This window comes from Teichococcus vastitatis (assembly GCF_003604215.1).
Lineage (GTDB): Bacteria > Pseudomonadota > Alphaproteobacteria > Acetobacterales > Acetobacteraceae > Pseudoroseomonas > Pseudoroseomonas vastitatis.
Window position 1 is genome coordinate 22,569 of record NZ_QXGS01000017.1, and the last position, 17,491, is coordinate 40,059.

Here is a 17,491-nt window from a genome sequence, read left to right on the forward strand (position 1 = left end):
CGGCGTATGCATTGCGGCGCCTGTTCCGCGCAAGGATTCCGCCACTTGAGCCACGGCAACCTGGCGCCTGTCGGGAAACGGGTGCCGCGTTGCAATGGAGGGACGACCGGTGACTGACGAGGCTCTGAAGTTCACCGCGACGCAGCAGGATGTCGGCGATGGTGCGCCCGGTGCCACGGCCGCCTTTCCGTATGACCGGATGACGGTGGAGCGGTTTCGTAAGGCCTTTCCCCGCGCCCGGTGGCGCGACGATTTCGGTGCCTGGTTTGTGCCGGGCACGCGGGCGGAACAGCGCCTGACAAAATGGATGAGCCGCGAATGGTCGGGGGTGCTGGCCTATGCCGACCAGCGCGGCCGGGACGCCTTCGCGTTCGAGCCCATCGCCAGCCCTTACCTGGAAGTTGCTGACGGATTTCTGGTTCGAACCCCGTATTCCCGCACGGTCGTGGCTGAGTTACGGGCAGTACCCTGGGCCCGGTGGGATCCCGGGTTGAAGGTCTGGCGCGTGCCGTTCCGCTCGTTCGAGCAGTTGCACAAGCACTGGCCCGCGATTGAAGCCGCTGCCCGATTGGCTGAGCCTGCAGAGCGGCGCAAGCGCGATGAGAGCCGCAAGGCCTCGCCTGAGCAGGCGGACCGCCGATCCGAGGCTGCCGAGCGCCGCCGGCATCGCTATCCGGTGCCGGAGGATGCCATCCCGCCGCTCGGCCGCGTGCTGATGACCCATGCAGGATGCTTGGTGTTTGAGACGGTCACGGGCGAACTGGTGGAGCCCGAAACCGCCGCGCGCTTCTACCCAAAGGTCAGCACTGGACCAGCTGCGCTGGTCTGGACCACTTGGCGCAGGCCCAGCCACGCCGAGTTGGTTCAGGCTTGGCCCGCACGGACGTCGCCCGGCCAAGCCGACAGGGGCCGCGGCTGGTGGCAGCCAACGATCGAAGTGCTGCGTGAGGAACGCCGCAGGGCGGCATCTCTGGAGCGTGCACTGGCGACGCGCCGGGCCGGGCGCGGCATCTTGCCGCAAGGGTGATGATAGTTGGCGGTGTAACCGCCATCCCTGGCGGCAGGGGATCATGCTCTCCGCCGAAAGGTGCCGCTTCGCCTGCTCCGGTGTGAAAGGCACCTGACGCAGCGCCTCACTGTGGGGCGTGAACGGCATCGGCCATCGCCGCGGCCATCATGAGACGCCGGCTTAGCCATTATCCCTGTTCAGCGAGACCTCCGCCACGCCGGCGTACTCCACCGTTGCGGGCAGGGAAGGAAAGGCCGTAGCGCGGCCGGGCGACGGAGAGTCGAGATCCGACAGGGCCGCCACTCCGTTCAGCACCGCCAAGCTGGTGCCGCTGCCTGCGATGAGTTGCCATCGGATCCTAGCATCAACAGGAACGGCGAAGCGCCTTCAGCCGCGTGCCCGGGCGCGAGCAGTGGGCGCCGCGGTTCCGGACACAAAAACCTTTGTGCCTTTTCCTGACCGTATGGCGCCCATGCCACGGCTTACGGTGGAGACGTGCGCATCCCGCCCTGGATCAACAAGGTGAAGGCTTTGATCGCCTCAGGCTCCCTGCACCTGCCGCGAACCACCGCAGCCGAGAGCGCCTCGCCCGCGCCGACCAAGCCGACGCAGCATTGTTCCAGCTCAGCCGGCGATCGGCTGCTGTGTGGCTCCAACACCGATACGAACAAGCGTACACAATTGTCGAGCAATTCCTGAAACACCGCGGCCTTCTCCTCGCTGCCTGCCAGCGCAGCGCCTACCGCGTGGAAGTCGCCATTCATGTCCGCCGCGCAATGGATGTAGGCCGCTGCCAGGATCTCGGCCGTGTTCTCAAGGCTCCGCAGGCTGGTGGCCAGCGCGTCTTGGAACGCATTCATCCACTGTGCGTCGATCCACCGGTAGAGCTCGATCAGCAGCCCCGACCGGGTGCCGAAATGGTCATATGCGACGGGCTTGGAGATGCCCGCACGCGTGGCGAGATGCCCCAGGGTCAGTCGGTCCGCCCCCTCCTCCCGGATGATCCGCAGGGCCGTATCGAGCAGTTGCCGCCGCCGCTCGGGTTTTGAAAGCCGGCGCGGCGCCACCTGTTCGGTCGATGTCCTCATGCTGCTCCCCGCCCCAAGCCACCCTTGAAACCTACCGAAGGTAGACAAAATAGCAAAAGCTACCAAACGTAGCTTCCCCGGGGTCGAGGTAAGGAGGCAAGCCAATGTCATTGGATCCTATTCTATTGATCGGCGGCGCCGGCGTGGTCGGCCGTTGGACCGCGCAGTTTCTGCGCGCCAGCCATCCCGATGTGCCGCTGCTGATCGGTGGCCGAAATCTTGCCGGTGCGAATGACTTCGCGGCCGAGATCGGCCCTGCGGAGGGCGTGGCGGTTGATCTGGCCGCAGGTGATCTCGGCCTCGGCGGACGCCCGGTCAGCGCGGTTGTTGTCTTCTTCACGGATGAAAAAATCGCCGGACTTCGGTTCGCCCAGTCATGGGGCGTGCCCCATGTCAGCATCTCCCCCGGCATCATCGAGATCGCCCCCGAGGTGGCAGCCTATGTTCACGCGCCGCGGGCCGCGCCGGTTGTGCTCGGCACAGAATGGCTCGTCGGCGCCACCACAATTCCCACGCTGACCTTCGCCAGGGCCTTCGGGCGGGTCCGCGACATCACCATCGGCGCCCTGCTCGATGAGCAGGATGCCTTCGGTCCGGCCGCAGGGGCGGATCTGGAGCGGCAGACGAAAACCATGCCCGCGGCGCTGGCCCGCCGCGACGGCGCCTTTGTCTGGCGCGTTGGAGACGACGCGAAGGGTCGCTTTCACGCCGTGGACGGCACCGAGATGCAGGCCACCGCACTATCGCCCTATGATGTCGTCGGCCTGGCGACGGCACTTGGTGCGCCGAATGTCCGGTTCGACCTCGCGGTCGGGATGAGCTCGACCCGCCGCCGCGGCGGGCCGCTGTCGACCGAGATCGTCATCGAATTGACTGGGGAAGACCATGCGGGCCGGCCGCTCCGCACACGCCACGCTCTTGTGCATTCCGGGGGGCAGATGCCGCCGACCGGACTCGGGGTGGCGATGCTTCTCGAACGGCTCCTCGGGCTTGACGGCAATCCGCCAGTTCCGGCTGGCCTCTACTTTCCGTATCAACTGCTCGAGCCGGCCGCCTATCTCGCCCGCCTTCGGCAAAGCGGCGCCTCGATTCTGACGCTGGAACGGCCCTGACGCGAGGGGCCGGTGTCTTCCTCCGGGAGGCCTTCCTACAGGAGACTTCGCCACCAGCGTCGCGTCAGCCAGAGTGCCAGCAGCCCCTCCGCAGCCGACAGCGCAACTGCGTGATGCGCACCGATGGCGTCGGCCAACAAGCCAAGATGCACGAACCCCAGCGGACCGACACCAATGCAGACCGAGAGCAGGCCAAGCACGCGACTCCGCATCTCCGGCGGTGTGGCAAGGAACACCAGCGTGGTCTGCATGATGCTGAACCCCGATCCGCCCAATCCTGCCAGCAACAACGCCGAGCCGGAGGGCAGAGCATGCGGGAGCAGCGCGAACAGCACCATCATGGCGCAGTAGGATGCCACCCCGCCAACAAAGAGGTGCCCATAATGGGTCGACCGTGCATACCAGGCGATAATGACCGCTCCGAAGAAAGCGCCGATCCCATCCATGCTGGTAAGAACGCCGACACCCTGCGGCCCGAGCATCAGGCGGTCCTGACCGATCACCGGGATCATGCTCATCGTCGGCCAGGCGAAGATGTTGTAGATCAGCGTGATGAGCATGACCGCCATCAGGCGCCGCTCGGCCAGCACCAGTGTGATGCCCGCGGTGACGCGGCTCAGCACGCTTCCCGCTGAAGCTGGCATATCATTGCGGTAGTTCAGGCGAAGTGCCGCTGCAATTGCCAGGAGATAGCACAGGGCACTCAGCAGAAAGGCACCTGCGATCCCGGTGGTCGCCAGCAGCAGGCCGCCCAACACTGGTCCGAGCATGCGGCTGGCATTGTTGGTCCCGACATCCACCGACATCGCCGTGCTCATGCGATCCGCACCGACCACCTGGCCGAGCATCATGCGGCGGACGGGATTATCGGCCGCCCAGCTGACGCCGTTGATAAGAATGGCAAGCGCGAGATGCCAGACCTGCAGCGCCTCGGCCAATGCCAGCACTCCCAACGCCAGAGACGCCCCGAAGGAGCCGATCACCATGATCAGGAGTGCGGTCCTGCGCTCCACCCGCTCCGCCCAGGCACCCAGGAACGCGCCGAGCAGCGCCATCGGTACCAGGCGCAGCAGCATCATGAATGCGACGAGAAGCGCCGAGCCTTGTTCCTGATAGACGAAAATGCCGACGGCCGTGGTCTCCAGCCAGCGCACGCCGAAGATCACGAGGCCGATCACCCAGAGACGACGAAAATCCGGAACGGCGAAAACGGCATGTAGCGGTACGCCGCGCGGCTGCGCGGCTCCGGCATCTGGCACCTTGGCGTTCCTTCCCCGGCGGTTATTCTTGTGCTCTTCGGGGATGTTCCACCGTCCTGCTCATCGCGGCAACAGGTCGTTCCAGTCGGGATCTTTCGGAGCGGGTGGCGGTGCGGCCGTGGCAGTGAAACAGGCGGAAGCAGCACTTCCAGGGCCGGTGCCGATCCGGCGGGATGATCGACACGGTTCTCCGGTTCCGCCGCAGGGCAGGTTCTGCAGCAGGGTACTGCCGGCCCGTCAACCGGGAGATCGGTTGGGCGTCAACACGAAGCCGAGCGGCCATCCGGATTTGTCACTCGTCCCGTGGATGTCGCGGGTGCGGGCACCTGATGAGGGGTGCATGAGGTGCGCACAGATCGCCGCTACGGCAGGAACAGCTTGGATCGCCGTGGTACTGAACGCCGTCAGGGGCACGACGGCAGGACGGGACCTGCCCTTGTTTTCCTGCGAGGACCCGTGTGCCGGGTCAGCAATGCTCAAATCCGTAAAGATTTCGCGGATTCTCCACGAGAACACGCGACAGCAGGGAGGTGTCCGCCAGCCATGTGGATAGAGCGTCCAGCAGATCACCATCGTCCGGCATCTTCCGGTCACGAAGCGGGTGCGGCCAGTTGCTTCCCCATAACAGCCGATCGGGTCGAAGGCGTGCCAGCTCCCCGATCAGGGGAATGAGATCCGGGAACGGTGCGTCGCGTTGCGAGGAGCGGTAGCCGATCAGCTTGACCCAGCCGTGCCCCTTGTCCAGGAGACGCAGGATGCCACGGAACACGGGGTCATCCCGTCCCTGGCCTGGATCCAGATCTCCAAGGTGATCCACGACCACTGGTACGGGAAGCTGCAGCAACAACGGCACGGCCTCGACGAACACGGGGCGTGGCAGGAAGACCTGCAGGTGCCATCCATGATCAGCCAGACACGCGGCGAAGTTGCGAAGGGCCGCCACGTCCGGGCCGCGGCCGCTGACCAGATTCAGCCGCAGGCCGCGGATACCCGCGCGGTGCCAGGCAACGATCGTGTTCCGGTCTGGTGCGTCGCATCCACTGGCGGCAACTCCCCGGGCTTCCCTGGAGCCCAGGCGCTCAAGCGCGTCCAGCAGGCAGGAATGATCCAGGCCATAGACGCTGGGTTGGACAATGACGCAGCGCTGCAGGCGGAGGGTGCGCATGACCGCGCGGAACCGGTCGAGGCTCGCCTCCGGCGGTGTGTAGCTCCGGTCCCCTTGAAGCGGGAATTCCCGGTACGGGCCGAAGACGTGGAAGTGGCAGTCACAGGCACCAGGCGGCGCGATGAAGCGTGGGGTACGGATCCTCGGCAGGGGCGCAGGGCAGTCGGGGACCGGCTCATTCATGTTTCTGTCTGACCGGCCTGATGCCTGGCCAACGCCGCCAGACGCCGATCCCGCCAAGCCTGTCGGGCGGCGATGTCCTCCAGCGGAAGGTCGTCTCGCCGGGCTGCCGCGATGCGCTCCACCAAGGCCGCGTCCCAGCGCCGCGGTGGCATCTGATGCTGCAAGGCCTCGTAGAGCGCACCGTATCGCGCGCAGAAATCCCTGATGCCGCCGGGGGCATTGAGGTCAATCGTCTCCAGCGGGCCCATGAACGACCAGCGCGGGCCCAGCGCATGCCTCACCACCGTATCGACATCCTCCGGCTCGGTCAGCCCATCACCGATCATGCGGAAGGCTTCTGCCAGCAGCGCGCCCTGGAGCCGGTTGAGAATGAAGCCATCCACCTCCTTGTGCAGGGCCGCGGGGCGGCGTCCGGCGTCCAGCATCAATTGTCGGGTGCGCAGCATGGCCTGCGCCGTGGTCCAGGGGGAGGGGCAGAGCTCCACCAGCGGCAACAGATAGGGCGGATTGGCCGGATGGGCGACCAGGCAACGCCCGCGTCCCGGAAGAGCCTCCGTGAAGCTGCTCGGGCGCATCCCGCTGGTGGAACTGGCCAGGATCGCCTGCGCCGGAGCCAGTGCGTCGAGTTCGGCAAACAATGCGCGGCGGGTTGCAAGGTCTTCCGGTCCGTTCTCCTGAACATGATCCGCGTCCGAGACCGCTTCGGCGAGCGTCGCGTGATCGCAAATGCGGTTCATGAGGATGCCGGGTGCTTCGGACAGCAGTTGCGCCGTCGCCAGTTCCTCCAGTTTTCGCCGGACCTGATCCATCGCGCGGGGTACCGCCGCCTGATCAGGATCCCACAGCGCGATGCGGTAGCCGGCCTGGGCGAAGGTGATGGCCCAGCCCTGGCCGATCATGCCTGCACCGACCACCGCGACGCGCCGCTGATGATCCGTCATGCCAGGGGCTTTCGTCGGGAACGATGATGTGCGTCGGCAGCGATGCCAAGCATCGTGGAAGGATCCTTTCCGCTCAGCTGAGTTCGGTATGGGCTGTCTCGCGCGGCCGCCAGATGGCCAGGGCAGAGATCAGCGCCGCGAACATGATGAAGAAGGCAATGGAAACAGGAGCGCCGCTCCGTGCGATCATCCAGGACGCGATGAAGGGAGCGAAGCCGCCGAAGATCATGGACTGCAAATTATAGGCCGTGGCCAATCCGGTCAGCCGCCTTGCTGTGGGGAACATCTCAACGAGAGCCGCAGGCATGGCACCAAGGAACAGGCCGCAGAAGCTGGCGAACACGGCCTGGATCATGATCGTGGTCGTGATCGAGCCACTGGCCAGCAGCCATGACAGCAGCGGATAGGCGAACACCAGGGACAGGATGCAGGAGGCTATCAGGCAGCGCTTCCGGCCGATGCTGTCCGACAGCCGCCCGGAGGCGACGCAGCTGCTGCCCATCACGAAAGTTGCGAGAGCTGTCGACCAGAGTGCGGTTCCCGCATCGAGGCCGGCGAAGCGTTGGGTGAAGGTGGGGAAGTAGCTCAGGAACAGGTAGGTGAGGACCGACTGCAGGGCCGGAAAGGCGAATGCGACCGCCATGGCGCGCATCATCGGAAACGTCGCCGCGGCGGAGTGGCCGGGTTCCGCCTTGGCTTTCCTGAAGGCCGGGGTTTCGTGCAATTGACGGCGTGCCAGCAGGCCGAGCGGGCCGATCAGCGCGCCGAGGAGAAAGGGAACGCGCCAGCCCCAGTCGCCCATCGCCTCATTGCCGAGGAGCGTGGTCAGGCCGGCCGCGATGCCGGCGCCCAGCAACTGGCCGGCGCAGATGGCGGCGGGATGGAAGCTGCCGTAAAGGCCGCGCCGGTTGGCTGGGGCCCATTCCACGAGGAAGGAGGCCGCGCTTCCCCACTCACCGCCTGCCGAGATGCCCTGCAGCAGCCGCGCCACCACAAGCAGGATAGGAGCGGCGACACCGATGGTCTCGTAGGTGGGGAGAATGCCGATCATACCGGTGGAGAAGGCGATCAGCCCGAAGGTGAGGAGCAGCGCCGGCTTGCGCCCGAATCGGTCGCCGAACATACCGATCAAAATGCCGCCCAGCGGCCGGGCGACGAAGCCGACGCCAAAAACGGCGAAGGTCGCGAGCAGGGCAGTGGTCTCGTCCCCGGAACTGAAGAACTTCCGTCCAATGATGGCCGCGAGATAGGCGTAGACTGTGAAATCATACCATTCGAGAACATTGCCGATACCGGCGCCGAGCACGGCCTTTGCACGGCCGCGAAAGCCTTCGGCGCTTTCCAGCGGTGCGGAGGCGGAGCCGCCCAGCGGCACGCCCTTGGATGCTGACATGGAGACGCGTCCTACCGTTGATCTTGTTGTGGGGAATGCGGCGCACCGCACCCCATTGGCCGCGATGTTCCGCGCCCGATCCGTTGCCCGCCAATCGATAAGTGAATAACTTCGATCGAAAGATGGAATACCGTGTCATGCCGGCTTCAACTTCGGCCGCCCTGGCCGATCGCGTGCGCCTCAAGCAGCTGAGACTGATCGCCGTGGTCGGCGAGCAGGGCAGCCTTCGCCATGCCGCCACTGTGATCAACGTCACCCAGCCGACCGCCACCAAGATGCTGGCGGAACTGGAAGCCAGTCTCGGCTTCGCCGTCTATGAACGGCGGCCGAGGGGCTTGCACGTGACGGCGGCGGGAGGCGACGTGCTGGCCTTCGCCCTGCGGGTCATGTCGGAGTTCGACCGGCTGATCATGGCCATGGAAACCCGCCGGCGTGGCGGCGGCGACACGCTGACCGTCGGCACCATTCTGGGCGCCACGCCCGACCTGATCGCGCAGGCCGTTGCCGACATGAAGCAGCGGCACCCGCTCCTCACCATCCGCCTCCATGGCGAATCCAGTGACCACGCGCTGCAGCTACTGGCGTCGCGGAGTGCCGATCTGGCGGTTGGCCGCTTCAATGAGGCACGACAGCACAACCTGTATGATTATGAACCGCTCGGTGACGAGGCCCTCTGCATCGTGGCGCGGGCGGGCCATCCCGCGGCCCGCCGGCGCAGGCTCACGCTGGCAGCCCTGGCCGATCAGCGCTGGGTGATGCAGTCGATGGCCACTCCGGCGCGGCAATTGCTGGAGGCCGAGTTCGCCAAGGCCGGCGTTCCGACCCCGGCCGATATGGTCGAGGCGAACTCCATCCTGACGATGATCCAGCTGCTGGAGCGATCGGATGCCGTGGCGATGTTGTCGGAGCCGCTGGTGCGGGATCATGTCGCGGCCGGCCTGCTGCGGCAACTGCCGATCGTGATCGAGGCGAAGCTGAGCGGGTTCGGCATCCTGACCCGCCGCGGTGAGCGGCTGAGCGGCATGTCGGCCGAATTCGCGGGTCTTTTGCGCGGCGTTGCACGACTGGATGCAGCTTGATGCTGGCGATGACCACGTCCCGCTGAGAGCGGAAATGTGATCCAGAAGCGCTTCCATCCTCTGAGAAAATGGGCGATGGAGGTCGCTCGAAGCTACAAAGAGGGCTGGCCCTGCTCCCTTGATCCTGCCGCTCGTCAACACGCCAGCATTCACCGAGCTGGTCGGGTTGAAGGGCAACCTTCCGATACAGGGTGTCAGGGGCTCCCGGATGTGTCTCTCATGATGGCGCGCCAGATCTGAGCCGGCAATCCGCCGCCTGATACGCCGAGCATGGGCGTGTTGTCGCTGTTGCCGAGCCAGACACCAGCCACATAATGTTCGGTGAAGCCGATGAACCAGGCATCACGGCTGGCTGTGGTTGTTCCGGTCTTGCCTGCCGCCCAGAAGCCGGGATCCGCAGCTTGACCGGTTCCTTTCCGAACAACATCCGCGAGCATCTGTCGCATGGCATCGGCATGCTGCGGCGCGACGACTTGCCTGATCTCTGAAGGTGCCGGCAGCACGCGTGTCAATGTTTCGGTGCCGGCTGAATCCTGAACTCTCTGGACGGCATAGGGAATGACCATCCTGCCGCGGTTCGCAATACTGGCGAAAGCTGCCGTCAGATCAACCAGCTTGGCCTCATAGGTACCGAGCGCCAAGTCCCCGGCCTCGCCGGCCGGAACATCCCCGATGTTCAGTGTCTTGATCAGCTCCCGGACTTTTCCGGTATTCTGCATCGCCAGCCGAACTGCGGCCGTGTTGGAGGACTTCTCCAGCGCTGCCGCCAGGGAGATCTCGCCACTGTACCGGTCATCGAAATTCCTGACTGGCCGGCCACCCAGGGTCAACGCAGCGTCGCTGATCCGCGTGTCAGGCGTGCTGCCATCCTGAAGCGCTGCGAGATACACGAACAGCTTGGCCACGGAGCCCGGCTGCCGTTTGGCTTGGGTGGCATGATCCCATTCCTTCTGCTTGTAATCACGGCCGCCCACCAGCGCTACCACCGCGCCGTCATAGCGCATGACGACCACCGCGCCCTCTGCGATGTGGCTTGGCCGCGCGTGCTGGCGGAGTGCTTGTTGCAGGTGCCTATCAGCTGATGCCTGAATGCCCAGGTCCAGGGTAGTGCTTATGGTTCTCGTACCTTGCCGTGCAGTAGCTACGGAATTGGCATTGGCTTCTTTTTCGGCCCAATGGGCGAACCAGCCGATCTGCGTGCCGCGGGGATAAACGCCTCCCCAGGCGGATCTGGATGGAGCGATGCTGACACCTTGCCGTTTGGCGCGGTCCGCAGCCGCCCGTGAGAGATAATTGGCCTCCACCATCTGCTCGATGACCCGAAAGCCTCTGTCGCGCGATACCTCGAGATTGCGGTGGGGGTTGAACCGATTGGGCGCAGGAAGCAACCCGACCATCATGGCGGATTCCAGGACGCTCAAGTTCCGCGCATACTTGTTGAAGTACACTCGCGCGGCGGCCTCGATGCCATATGCATTTCCGCCGAAGAAGACCCTGTTGAGGTACACGAGCAAGATGTCGTCCTTGCTCAGGTTCAACTCCAGGATCGGCGCCAGCACGGGCTCCTCCAGAAGCTTCCGGACGATTGGGCTGTGTTCCTTAAGATAAATCTCTTTGATGGCCTGCTGGGTCAGGGTGCTGCCGCCCTGCGTGCGCCCCGTAAGCGTTGACCAGACAGCGCGGGCCATGGACCTGGGATCCAGCCCCCAGTGTTCATAGAACCGGCGGTCTTCGCTGGCGACCAGCGCATTGATCAGATGCCTGGGAAGCTGGGCAAACGGCACCGGCGGGCCGTAATACGCTCCGCGCGCACCGATGAACTCCCCTTTTGCACTGAGCAGCCGCACTCCGTCTTCGCGATTATGAGCGATCAGCTCATCGGCATCTGTGAACTCCAGCGCCTCGGAACGGCGAGGAGTTCCGGCTGCCAGGCCCAGCAAGGCGAGGAAACCCCGACGATCGAAAGGTTCGTCAACGAACATGGCATTGCCAGCGCATGTCCTCTCCTACACTACGCCGCGTCCGGCGACACTTAACAATATGCGGCGCCTATGCCGGATACGGTCAGGCGCTCGCTGCCTCGGTTCTGCCTGTTGCTCCGAAGACGCGCTTCGCGGCGCCTTGCAAGACCGGACGCAGTTGCTTGGTTTGGGTCCTTTCAGCGCTTCCAAACCGCGCCTCGTCGGGATGAGGGAAACTCCTTTACTGGGATATGAGATGCGAATCCTGGTCGTGGCTTGCGGTACCCATGCAGCAGGACTTCCCGGTTGCCGGGCTCCCGCACACCGCGCATCCTGCGCGATACAGTGGCACATCCTACCGGCATGGATGATGAAGGGAAATCTTATGGCAGGGCAGGGCCGGCGGCATCAGGCCCGGATCTTCACATCCGGGTTTGGCGGGCGGCGCCCGCTGGTTCCCTGCGCGCCGGAAGCATTGGAGCATGCGGCGCAGGCCAGCATGACCCGCCGCGCCTGGGCCTATATTGCCGGCGGCGCAGGGTTGGAACGTACCGCCGCCGCCAACCGTGCCGCGTTCGACCATTATCGGATCCTGCAGCGCATGTTGCGTGACGTCTCGGAACGGAAACTCGCGGTTGAGTTGTTTGGCAGAATCATGCCACTTCCCGTTCTGCTGGCCCCGATTGGCGTGTTGGGCATGGCGCACCGGGAGGCCGACCTCGCTGCGGCCCGTGCCGCCGCGGCGGAGGGCCTCACCTTCATCACCTCCAGCCAGGCCTCCTATCCAATGGAGGCCGTTGCTTCGGCCTGTGCCGGCAGCCCTCGCTGGTTTCAGCTTTACTGGTCCGCGCGGGACGAGGTGGCGGCCAGCTTCCTGCGCCGTGCCGAAACGGCGGGCTACGAGGCCATCGTCGTCACGCTGGATACGACGCAGCTCGGCTGGCGCCCGCGAGACCTGGACGGGGGATACCTGCCCTTTCTGCACGGTCGTGGCATCGCCAACTACGTCTCGGATCCCGCCTTCTGCGCCCTGCCGCCGCCGGCGGCGGATCCGTCCGAGCGTCCTGCGCTCGGCCTCCGCTCCCTGCCGGCCGTGGTTGAGTTGCTGCGCTCGTGGCCTCAGGGCATGCTGCGCGCCCTGTCCTCGCCGACAGCGGTCGTGCAGGCAGTGCAGCAATTCGTCGCGGGCTACTCCCGTCCCGACCTGACGTGGGACGATCTGCCCCGGCTTCGGCAGATGACAAGCCTGCCCATCCTGGTGAAGGGCATTCTGCATCCCGATGATGCCTGCAAGGCGCTGGAGGCCGGCATGGATGGCATCATCGTTTCCAATCATGGTGGTCGGCAGGTGGACGGCGCTGTGGCCTCCCTGGACATGTTACCGGCCGTCGTGGAGGCGATCGGCGGGCGCATCCCCGTCCTGTTCGACAGCGGCATCAGGACCGGATCCGACGTGATCAAGGCGCTTGCCTTAGGAGCCAGGGCGGTGCTGCTGGGCCGCCCCTACATATACGGCCTGGCGCTGGGCGGCGAGGCTGGTGTGCGTGCCGTGTTGCAAGCGCTGGCCGCGGATCTGGACCTGACCCTGGCCCTGATGGGCTGCCGGAGCGTCCACGAGTTGAACCGCTCAGTGCTGGTGGAGCCACACGGGATCGGCGTGACGCCCTCGTCGCGAAGATCTGGATTAGATGGCGAAACGGGCCTGCCGAGATCAAGCTGTTGAGGCCACCATCGGCACGATTGCCAGAAGGAGTGGCAGGCTCCTTTCTCCGCCTCCAGCAGCAGTCTTCCCGAAGCTTCCGGATGTTTCGTCTGGAAAGTCGACAGGGCAGAAGATGCTGGTGATGAACAGAGGAGCACGATGATGACGCCATTTCCAAGGTCAGTTTCACGGGCTCCCCTTCAGAGGTCTACCCCTAGATGCTTGACCCTGCTGATGCCAGGCTTCAACGCTGCATGGCGTCTGCGAAATAGCGCATGACCTGGGAGGCTGGATTAGGCCGCCCGAAATTGAAGCCTTGTGCCTGGGTACATCCAGCTTCCTGGAGGAGACGAAGCTGCTCGCTCGTTTCAACGCCTTCCGCGGTGGTTTCCATGCCGAGCTTCTGCGCCAATTCCGCCACGGCATTGACGATTAATGCACCATCAGCCCGAACTCCCAGATCCTGAACGAAGGATCGATCGATCTTGATCTGATCGAAAGGAAAGCTCCGGAGATAACTGAGCGAAGCGTATCCGGTTCCGAAATCGTCGAGTGCAATGCGAAGGCCGAGTGCCTTAAGCTGATGCAGCGTCTGGATGGTAGCCTCATCCTCCTTCAGCAGGACCGATTCGGTGATCTCCAGCTCAAGACGGCGGGCGGGGAGGCCGCTGGAATGCAGTGCGTCGCGCACCACTTGCAGCAGATTCGCTTTCTCGAACTGCAGGACAGATAGATTCACGGCGACGCGGACGCCAGATGGCCATCGTGCCGCATCGGCACAGGCTTGCTGAATCACCCAATCTCCGATTTCGATGATTAGCCCAGTTTCCTCGGCAACCGGGATGAAGTCGACAGGCGACACCATGCCGCGCTCCGGATGATGCCAGCGTAGCAGCGCCTCGAAGCCGACGATGGAACGATCGGACAGACTGAAGATAGGCTGGTAGTAGAGCTCCAGCTCCCGCCTCTCAAGTGCGCCGCGGAGTTCCGCCTGGATGGCTCTTCGTGCCTCTAATTGCGCCTGCATGTTCTGCTCGAAAAAGCGGACGTCCCGCCCGCCAGCTGATTTCGTGCGGTAGAGCGCGATATCGGCTTTCTTGAGAAGATCATCAGCCTCAATCGCATCGAGGGGAGATAAGCTCACGCCGATACTCAAGCCAACGACCAAGTTCTGGCCATCGATCTCAACAGGCTCGGCAACTTCGGATATTAATTGCTGCGCGAGGATGCGCACGCGCTCAACGTCGCCCATCGAGGGGTAGAGGATCGCAAACTCATCGCCGCTCAGGCGCGCCACTTCGCCATCACTACCGACGCAATGGCGAAGCCGTTGCGCGACTTCCTTGAGCAGAGTATCGCCAGCCGGATGACCCAGTGTGTCGTTAACCTCCTTGAAGCTGTCGAGATCAAGGCACAGAACAGCGAGAGGTTGATCCGACCGGCCGAGGACCGCCAAAGAATGCTCCAGTCTCTCGCGAAACAGGACGCGATTGAGGAGGCCTGTGAGCGGGTCGTAATGCGCCAGATATGCGATTCTCGCCTCGGTCTGGCGGCGTTCTGTGATGTCCTCGTATGTGGCGATCCAGCCCGCGCCCATCGGACGGTGGAAAACAGCCAATGCCTGTCCGCTGCTATGTTCGCAAAAAAAGTCAGCCGCCTCACGCGTACGGATCAGAAGCTCCTGCCTGGCATAGATCTCTCTGGCCAGTGCGGCTCGAGGCCCGCCCTTTCTCATGACGGCCTGCAGAACCATCTGGATCGGAGCGCGGGTGTTCGCGATCTGCTGGGTTAACTCGAACAACTCCAGAAAGCGATGATTGCACACGATCAGGCGCCCATCGGCGTCAACCATGCACAAAGCCTGCGACATGTTGTTCAATGCCGCATCGAAGCGCCCGTTCTGCGTGTCCAGTTGATGCGAGCGATCGAGGAGTTGCCGGTGAACCTGTCGCAGCAGATTATTTCTCAGGAGAAGGAGAATAAACAACCCCAGGCCACAGGCAGCCAGGATCACCATGGCGCCCGAGAAAAACCAGTGCAATTGGCTGAGTTGTCGTTGATCCTCAGCGACAAGATCACCACCGCGCACATTGGCTGCTGCAGCAAGCCTCGCCAGCCTTTGCTCAAATGGTGTCAGCAGCACTAGCATGGCGCGGGAGGTTTGCGGCGCCTCGAGCAAAGGGATCATCGGCTGAACGCGATGGAGAACAAGGTCAAGATCGGCGATGACCGTCGACACCTCAGGGTTCAGGAGGGCGAGATCCCGGACATCCGGACCGGCCAGAACGCTGACGCGGTTGAAGAGGATATCCAGGCGCAGCTGAACCTCATCCTGGTCCACGTCGCTGCCCGGAACACCCGAAGCGGCAATGCGCTGTTCAAGCTTGAGAAGCTCGGAAACAGCCTGACTGGCCACCCATGCTACATTGTACCGCGAGGTCTGCTTCAGCGCGTCCTGCCGCTCTGCGATCAGGTGAGACGTGTAGACAGCAGCCGAAACAAAGATTGCCGCCACGCCCGCCAACGCTGGCTTGAAAATGCGCCAAGCCAGCGTCTTGCTATTTTCTGATTGTCGCAGGGCTTCCGGCATGAACGAAGTTGCCCTCCAAACGTACTGAGGCGCCTATCAGCTCACGGTAAGCCGTGCGAGCTGCCATGCTGACCGGCTGTAGAAACGCTGGTGCTTCAATTCAGGATCGCTGTCGAAAGGATATATGATGAAGAGCGGACCCTTGTCCCTTACGGGCATGTAAGCGCCATCCCGCTTCAGGGCCAGCAGGACATTATACTTCCTGAAGTCGCTGATCGGCAGCTCCGTGCTGTAATCATTCAGAGCGTAAGCGAGCACTCGCTCCCCGAACGCACCGACGGTCTCCATCAAACGATCCATACGCACGCCGTCAAAACGGGCAGTGCCCTGGTACCAGGGCGTTGTTGTCTCGAATGACGTCATGCCGAGGCTCTCCAGCATGGCACGATCGAACTGGGCCGTTTCGCCCTTATTGCGCACGTTGATTTTCCCAGAAATGGTTAGGATAGGCTTCTGGGTGGGCGCGGCTAGAACGGCCGCAGTTGCGGGGCGAGCGACCACACCGGCGAGCGCCGCCTTGGCAGTGTAAAGCCCAAGATTCCGCTTGGTGAAAAGCATAGGATGCCGTGCCTTTTCAGATGTTTAGCCAAGCATAGCCAGTAGCTTACGAGGATTTCCTACGATTGCCGGATGGTAGCTTGCATCTGAGACCGAAGGTTTTCCTTGCTTCCAATTACCAAATCGTGATTTCATACTCAAGAACATTTGATCGTTGCCCGGAGCAGAATGGGCGGATCTGACACCTCGTTGTGGAAAATCTTCATGAGCATGACGATCCGCCGCCTGATGCGCACGCGACTGGGTAACGAAAGCCTCGACCTGTCACTCGATGGCTCAGAAAAGGCCCTGATGGTGGGCTCTGCCGCCGAGAAACTCAGAGAGCTTTTCGATGTCCTGCAGATCGACCATCGGAACGACCACAATACCCGGGACACACCGCAACGGGTCGCCAAGATGCTGGTCGAGGAGACACTTCGCGGGCGCTACGACTCTCCGCCAGATATTACAGAGTTCGAGAACGTTCGCGGTTTCGATCAGCTCATCATCACAGGCCCGATCGATCTCCGGTCAACCTGCGCGCACCACCTGATGCCCATCTATGGTCGGGCCTATGTCGGCATCCTCCCGGATGCTGACGGCAAGATCCTGGGCCTGTCGAAGTACGATCGCATCGTCGATTACTTCGCCGCGCGACTGCAGATCCAAGAGGAGTTGGTGAAGCAGATTGGTCAGCACATCGTCGATCTGACCTCCCCGCGGGGTCTCGCAGTTCGTATCAGTGCTGTGCACATGTGCAAGACTCATCGGGGTGTTCGTGCAAGTCATAACAGCCGGATGGTCAGCAGTTCCTATCATGGCGCCTTGGCGACAGATCAGAGCCTGCGTGAAGAGTTCCTCCAAGAATGTATCGCGCTCGAGCGCGGCTGCTGAGACCGTGCCCTGATGCGTCTCACGCCCTGCAGGCTGGAAGTTCGTCGACAGCTCATCCCAAGGAGGATCGGATGAACGCGGATCTGGCTGTCAAAACTCAAACCGGCCGCAGGCCTCGCGGCGAGACCGCCCTCTACCGCTCCACCAAGACGTACGATCATAGCGAGGGCCTGTCCTGCTGCTTCCGTCAATGGCGGGCCGCCGAATCCCATTGTCGCCTGGTGCATGGATACGCGCTTGCCTTCAAGTTCACCTTCGCGACGCATGAGCTTGACGAGCGGAATTGGTGTATGGATTTCGGCGGATTGAAGGTGATCAGGGCTTGGCTGCACGAGCTTTTCGACCACACAATGGTCGTTGCAGAGGACGATCCGCACCTCAGCGATTTCCAGGCACTGGCAGACAAAGGCTTGGTATCGGTTCGAGTCATGCCCAGCGTCGGGTGCGAAGCCACGGCACAATATGTGTTCGATTTTGTTGCGACCTTCGTGTCGCAGCAGACGCGTTCGCGGGTGTGGCTGGAGAGTGTCGAAGTGAGGGAGCATGGCGGAAATTCGGCGATATACGAGAGCCGCTAA

The 17,491-nt window shown here is 63.3% G+C and carries 14 protein-coding genes; 6 read left to right on the forward strand and 8 right to left on the reverse strand.

The features are described 5' to 3' along the window. Positions 1–109: 109 nt before the first annotated feature. On the forward strand, positions 110–1,027 hold the full coding sequence (locus D2K64_RS16405) for a hypothetical protein (protein WP_202910710.1): 918 nt from the start codon (positions 110–112) through the stop codon (positions 1,025–1,027). Positions 1,028–1,491: 464 nt separating this feature from the next. Here D2K64_RS16405 and D2K64_RS16410 read toward each other — a convergent pair whose 3' ends face one another. After that, complete coding sequence (locus tag D2K64_RS16410; RefSeq protein ID WP_202910711.1) at positions 1,492–2,076, reverse strand: TetR/AcrR family transcriptional regulator; 585 nt, start codon at positions 2,074–2,076, stop codon at positions 1,492–1,494. Positions 2,077–2,201: 125 nt separating this feature from the next. On the opposite strand from D2K64_RS16410, the gene D2K64_RS16415 reads away from it, so the two are divergent. After that, positions 2,202–3,209 carry an NAD(P)-dependent oxidoreductase gene (locus tag D2K64_RS16415; protein WP_120009465.1) on the forward strand — a complete coding sequence of 336 codons (1,008 nt, stop codon included), beginning with the start codon at positions 2,202–2,204 and terminating at the stop codon, positions 3,207–3,209. 35 nt (positions 3,210–3,244) lie between these two features. Here D2K64_RS16415 and D2K64_RS16420 read toward each other — a convergent pair whose 3' ends face one another. From D2K64_RS16420 to D2K64_RS16435, 4 genes are all read right to left on the reverse strand, one after another. Next, positions 3,245–4,468, reverse strand: a complete 1,224-nt coding sequence (locus D2K64_RS16420) for an MFS transporter (protein ID WP_157985895.1) — start codon at positions 4,466–4,468, stop codon at positions 3,245–3,247. A 466-nt stretch (positions 4,469–4,934) separates the two neighbouring features. Next, the gene (locus D2K64_RS16425) at positions 4,935–5,816 is read right to left on the reverse strand and encodes an amidohydrolase family protein (RefSeq protein ID WP_120009467.1); all 882 of its coding nucleotides are present in this window, start codon (positions 5,814–5,816) and stop codon (positions 4,935–4,937) included. Then, positions 5,813–6,757, reverse strand: coding sequence for a 3-hydroxyacyl-CoA dehydrogenase (locus D2K64_RS16430; protein WP_120009468.1), 945 nt, complete (start codon positions 6,755–6,757; stop codon positions 5,813–5,815). Before D2K64_RS16430 ends, D2K64_RS16425 begins: the two co-directional genes overlap by 4 nt. Positions 6,758–6,830: 73 nt before the next feature. Further along, positions 6,831–8,150, reverse strand: coding sequence for an MFS transporter (locus D2K64_RS16435; RefSeq protein WP_120009469.1), 1,320 nt, complete (start codon positions 8,148–8,150; stop codon positions 6,831–6,833). Between the two features lie 137 nt (positions 8,151–8,287). On the opposite strand from D2K64_RS16435, the gene D2K64_RS16440 reads away from it, so the two are divergent. After that, entirely contained in the window at positions 8,288–9,229 is a 942-nt protein-coding gene (locus tag D2K64_RS16440) for a LysR family transcriptional regulator (protein WP_162306207.1), read from the forward strand. Positions 9,230–9,423: 194 nt separating this feature from the next. On the opposite strand, the gene D2K64_RS16445 is transcribed toward D2K64_RS16440, so the two are convergent. Beyond that, positions 9,424–11,211, reverse strand: a complete 1,788-nt coding sequence (locus tag D2K64_RS16445; protein ID WP_120009471.1) for a transglycosylase domain-containing protein — start codon at positions 11,209–11,211, stop codon at positions 9,424–9,426. Positions 11,212–11,350: 139 nt separating this feature from the next. Here D2K64_RS16445 and D2K64_RS16450 point away from each other — a divergent pair, with 139 nt between their 5' ends. After that, complete coding sequence (locus D2K64_RS16450) at positions 11,351–12,913, forward strand: alpha-hydroxy-acid oxidizing protein (RefSeq protein WP_238384237.1); 1,563 nt, start codon at positions 11,351–11,353, stop codon at positions 12,911–12,913. Between the two features lie 223 nt (positions 12,914–13,136). Here D2K64_RS16450 and D2K64_RS16455 read toward each other — a convergent pair whose 3' ends face one another. Continuing rightward, on the reverse strand, positions 13,137–15,482 hold the full coding sequence (locus D2K64_RS16455; protein ID WP_120009473.1) for a putative bifunctional diguanylate cyclase/phosphodiesterase: 2,346 nt from the start codon (positions 15,480–15,482) through the stop codon (positions 13,137–13,139). Positions 15,483–15,518: 36 nt separating this feature from the next. Further along, a complete protein-coding gene (locus tag D2K64_RS16460) occupies positions 15,519–16,040 on the reverse strand; it encodes a molybdopterin-dependent oxidoreductase (protein ID WP_202910712.1) in 522 nt (173 codons plus the stop codon). Between the two features lie 204 nt (positions 16,041–16,244). On the opposite strand from D2K64_RS16460, the gene folE reads away from it, so the two are divergent. Together folE and D2K64_RS16470 are read left to right on the forward strand one after the other, a co-directional pair. Beyond that, positions 16,245–16,913, forward strand: coding sequence for a GTP cyclohydrolase I (folE, locus tag D2K64_RS16465; RefSeq protein ID WP_157985896.1), 669 nt, complete (start codon positions 16,245–16,247; stop codon positions 16,911–16,913). Positions 16,914–16,984: 71 nt separating this feature from the next. Further along, positions 16,985–17,491 (forward strand): 6-pyruvoyl trahydropterin synthase family protein, encoded by a 507-nt coding sequence (locus D2K64_RS16470; protein ID WP_120009475.1) that lies wholly within the window; start codon positions 16,985–16,987, stop codon positions 17,489–17,491.

Bases quoted from the DNA above. Each gene is read 5' to 3' on its own strand.
- D2K64_RS16415 (WP_120009465.1), top strand. From the start codon at position 2,202: ATGTCATTGGATCCTATTCTATTGATCGGCGGCGCCGGCGTGGTCGGC.
- D2K64_RS16425 (WP_120009467.1), bottom strand. From the start codon at position 5,816: ATGAATGAGCCGGTCCCCGACTGCCCTGCGCCCCTGCCGAGGATCCGT.
- D2K64_RS16430 (WP_120009468.1), bottom strand. From the start codon at position 6,757: ATGACGGATCATCAGCGGCGCGTCGCGGTGGTCGGTGCAGGCATGATC.
- D2K64_RS16435 (WP_120009469.1), bottom strand. From the start codon at position 8,150: ATGTCAGCATCCAAGGGCGTGCCGCTGGGCGGCTCCGCCTCCGCACCG.
- D2K64_RS16440 (WP_162306207.1), top strand. From the start codon at position 8,288: ATGCCGGCTTCAACTTCGGCCGCCCTGGCCGATCGCGTGCGCCTCAAG.
- D2K64_RS16445 (WP_120009471.1), bottom strand. From the start codon at position 11,211: ATGTTCGTTGACGAACCTTTCGATCGTCGGGGTTTCCTCGCCTTGCTG.
- D2K64_RS16455 (WP_120009473.1), bottom strand. From the start codon at position 15,482: ATGCCGGAAGCCCTGCGACAATCAGAAAATAGCAAGACGCTGGCTTGG.
- D2K64_RS16460 (WP_202910712.1), bottom strand. From the start codon at position 16,040: ATGCTTTTCACCAAGCGGAATCTTGGGCTTTACACTGCCAAGGCGGCG.
- folE (WP_157985896.1), top strand. From the start codon at position 16,245: ATGAGCATGACGATCCGCCGCCTGATGCGCACGCGACTGGGTAACGAA.
- D2K64_RS16470 (WP_120009475.1), top strand. From the start codon at position 16,985: ATGAACGCGGATCTGGCTGTCAAAACTCAAACCGGCCGCAGGCCTCGC.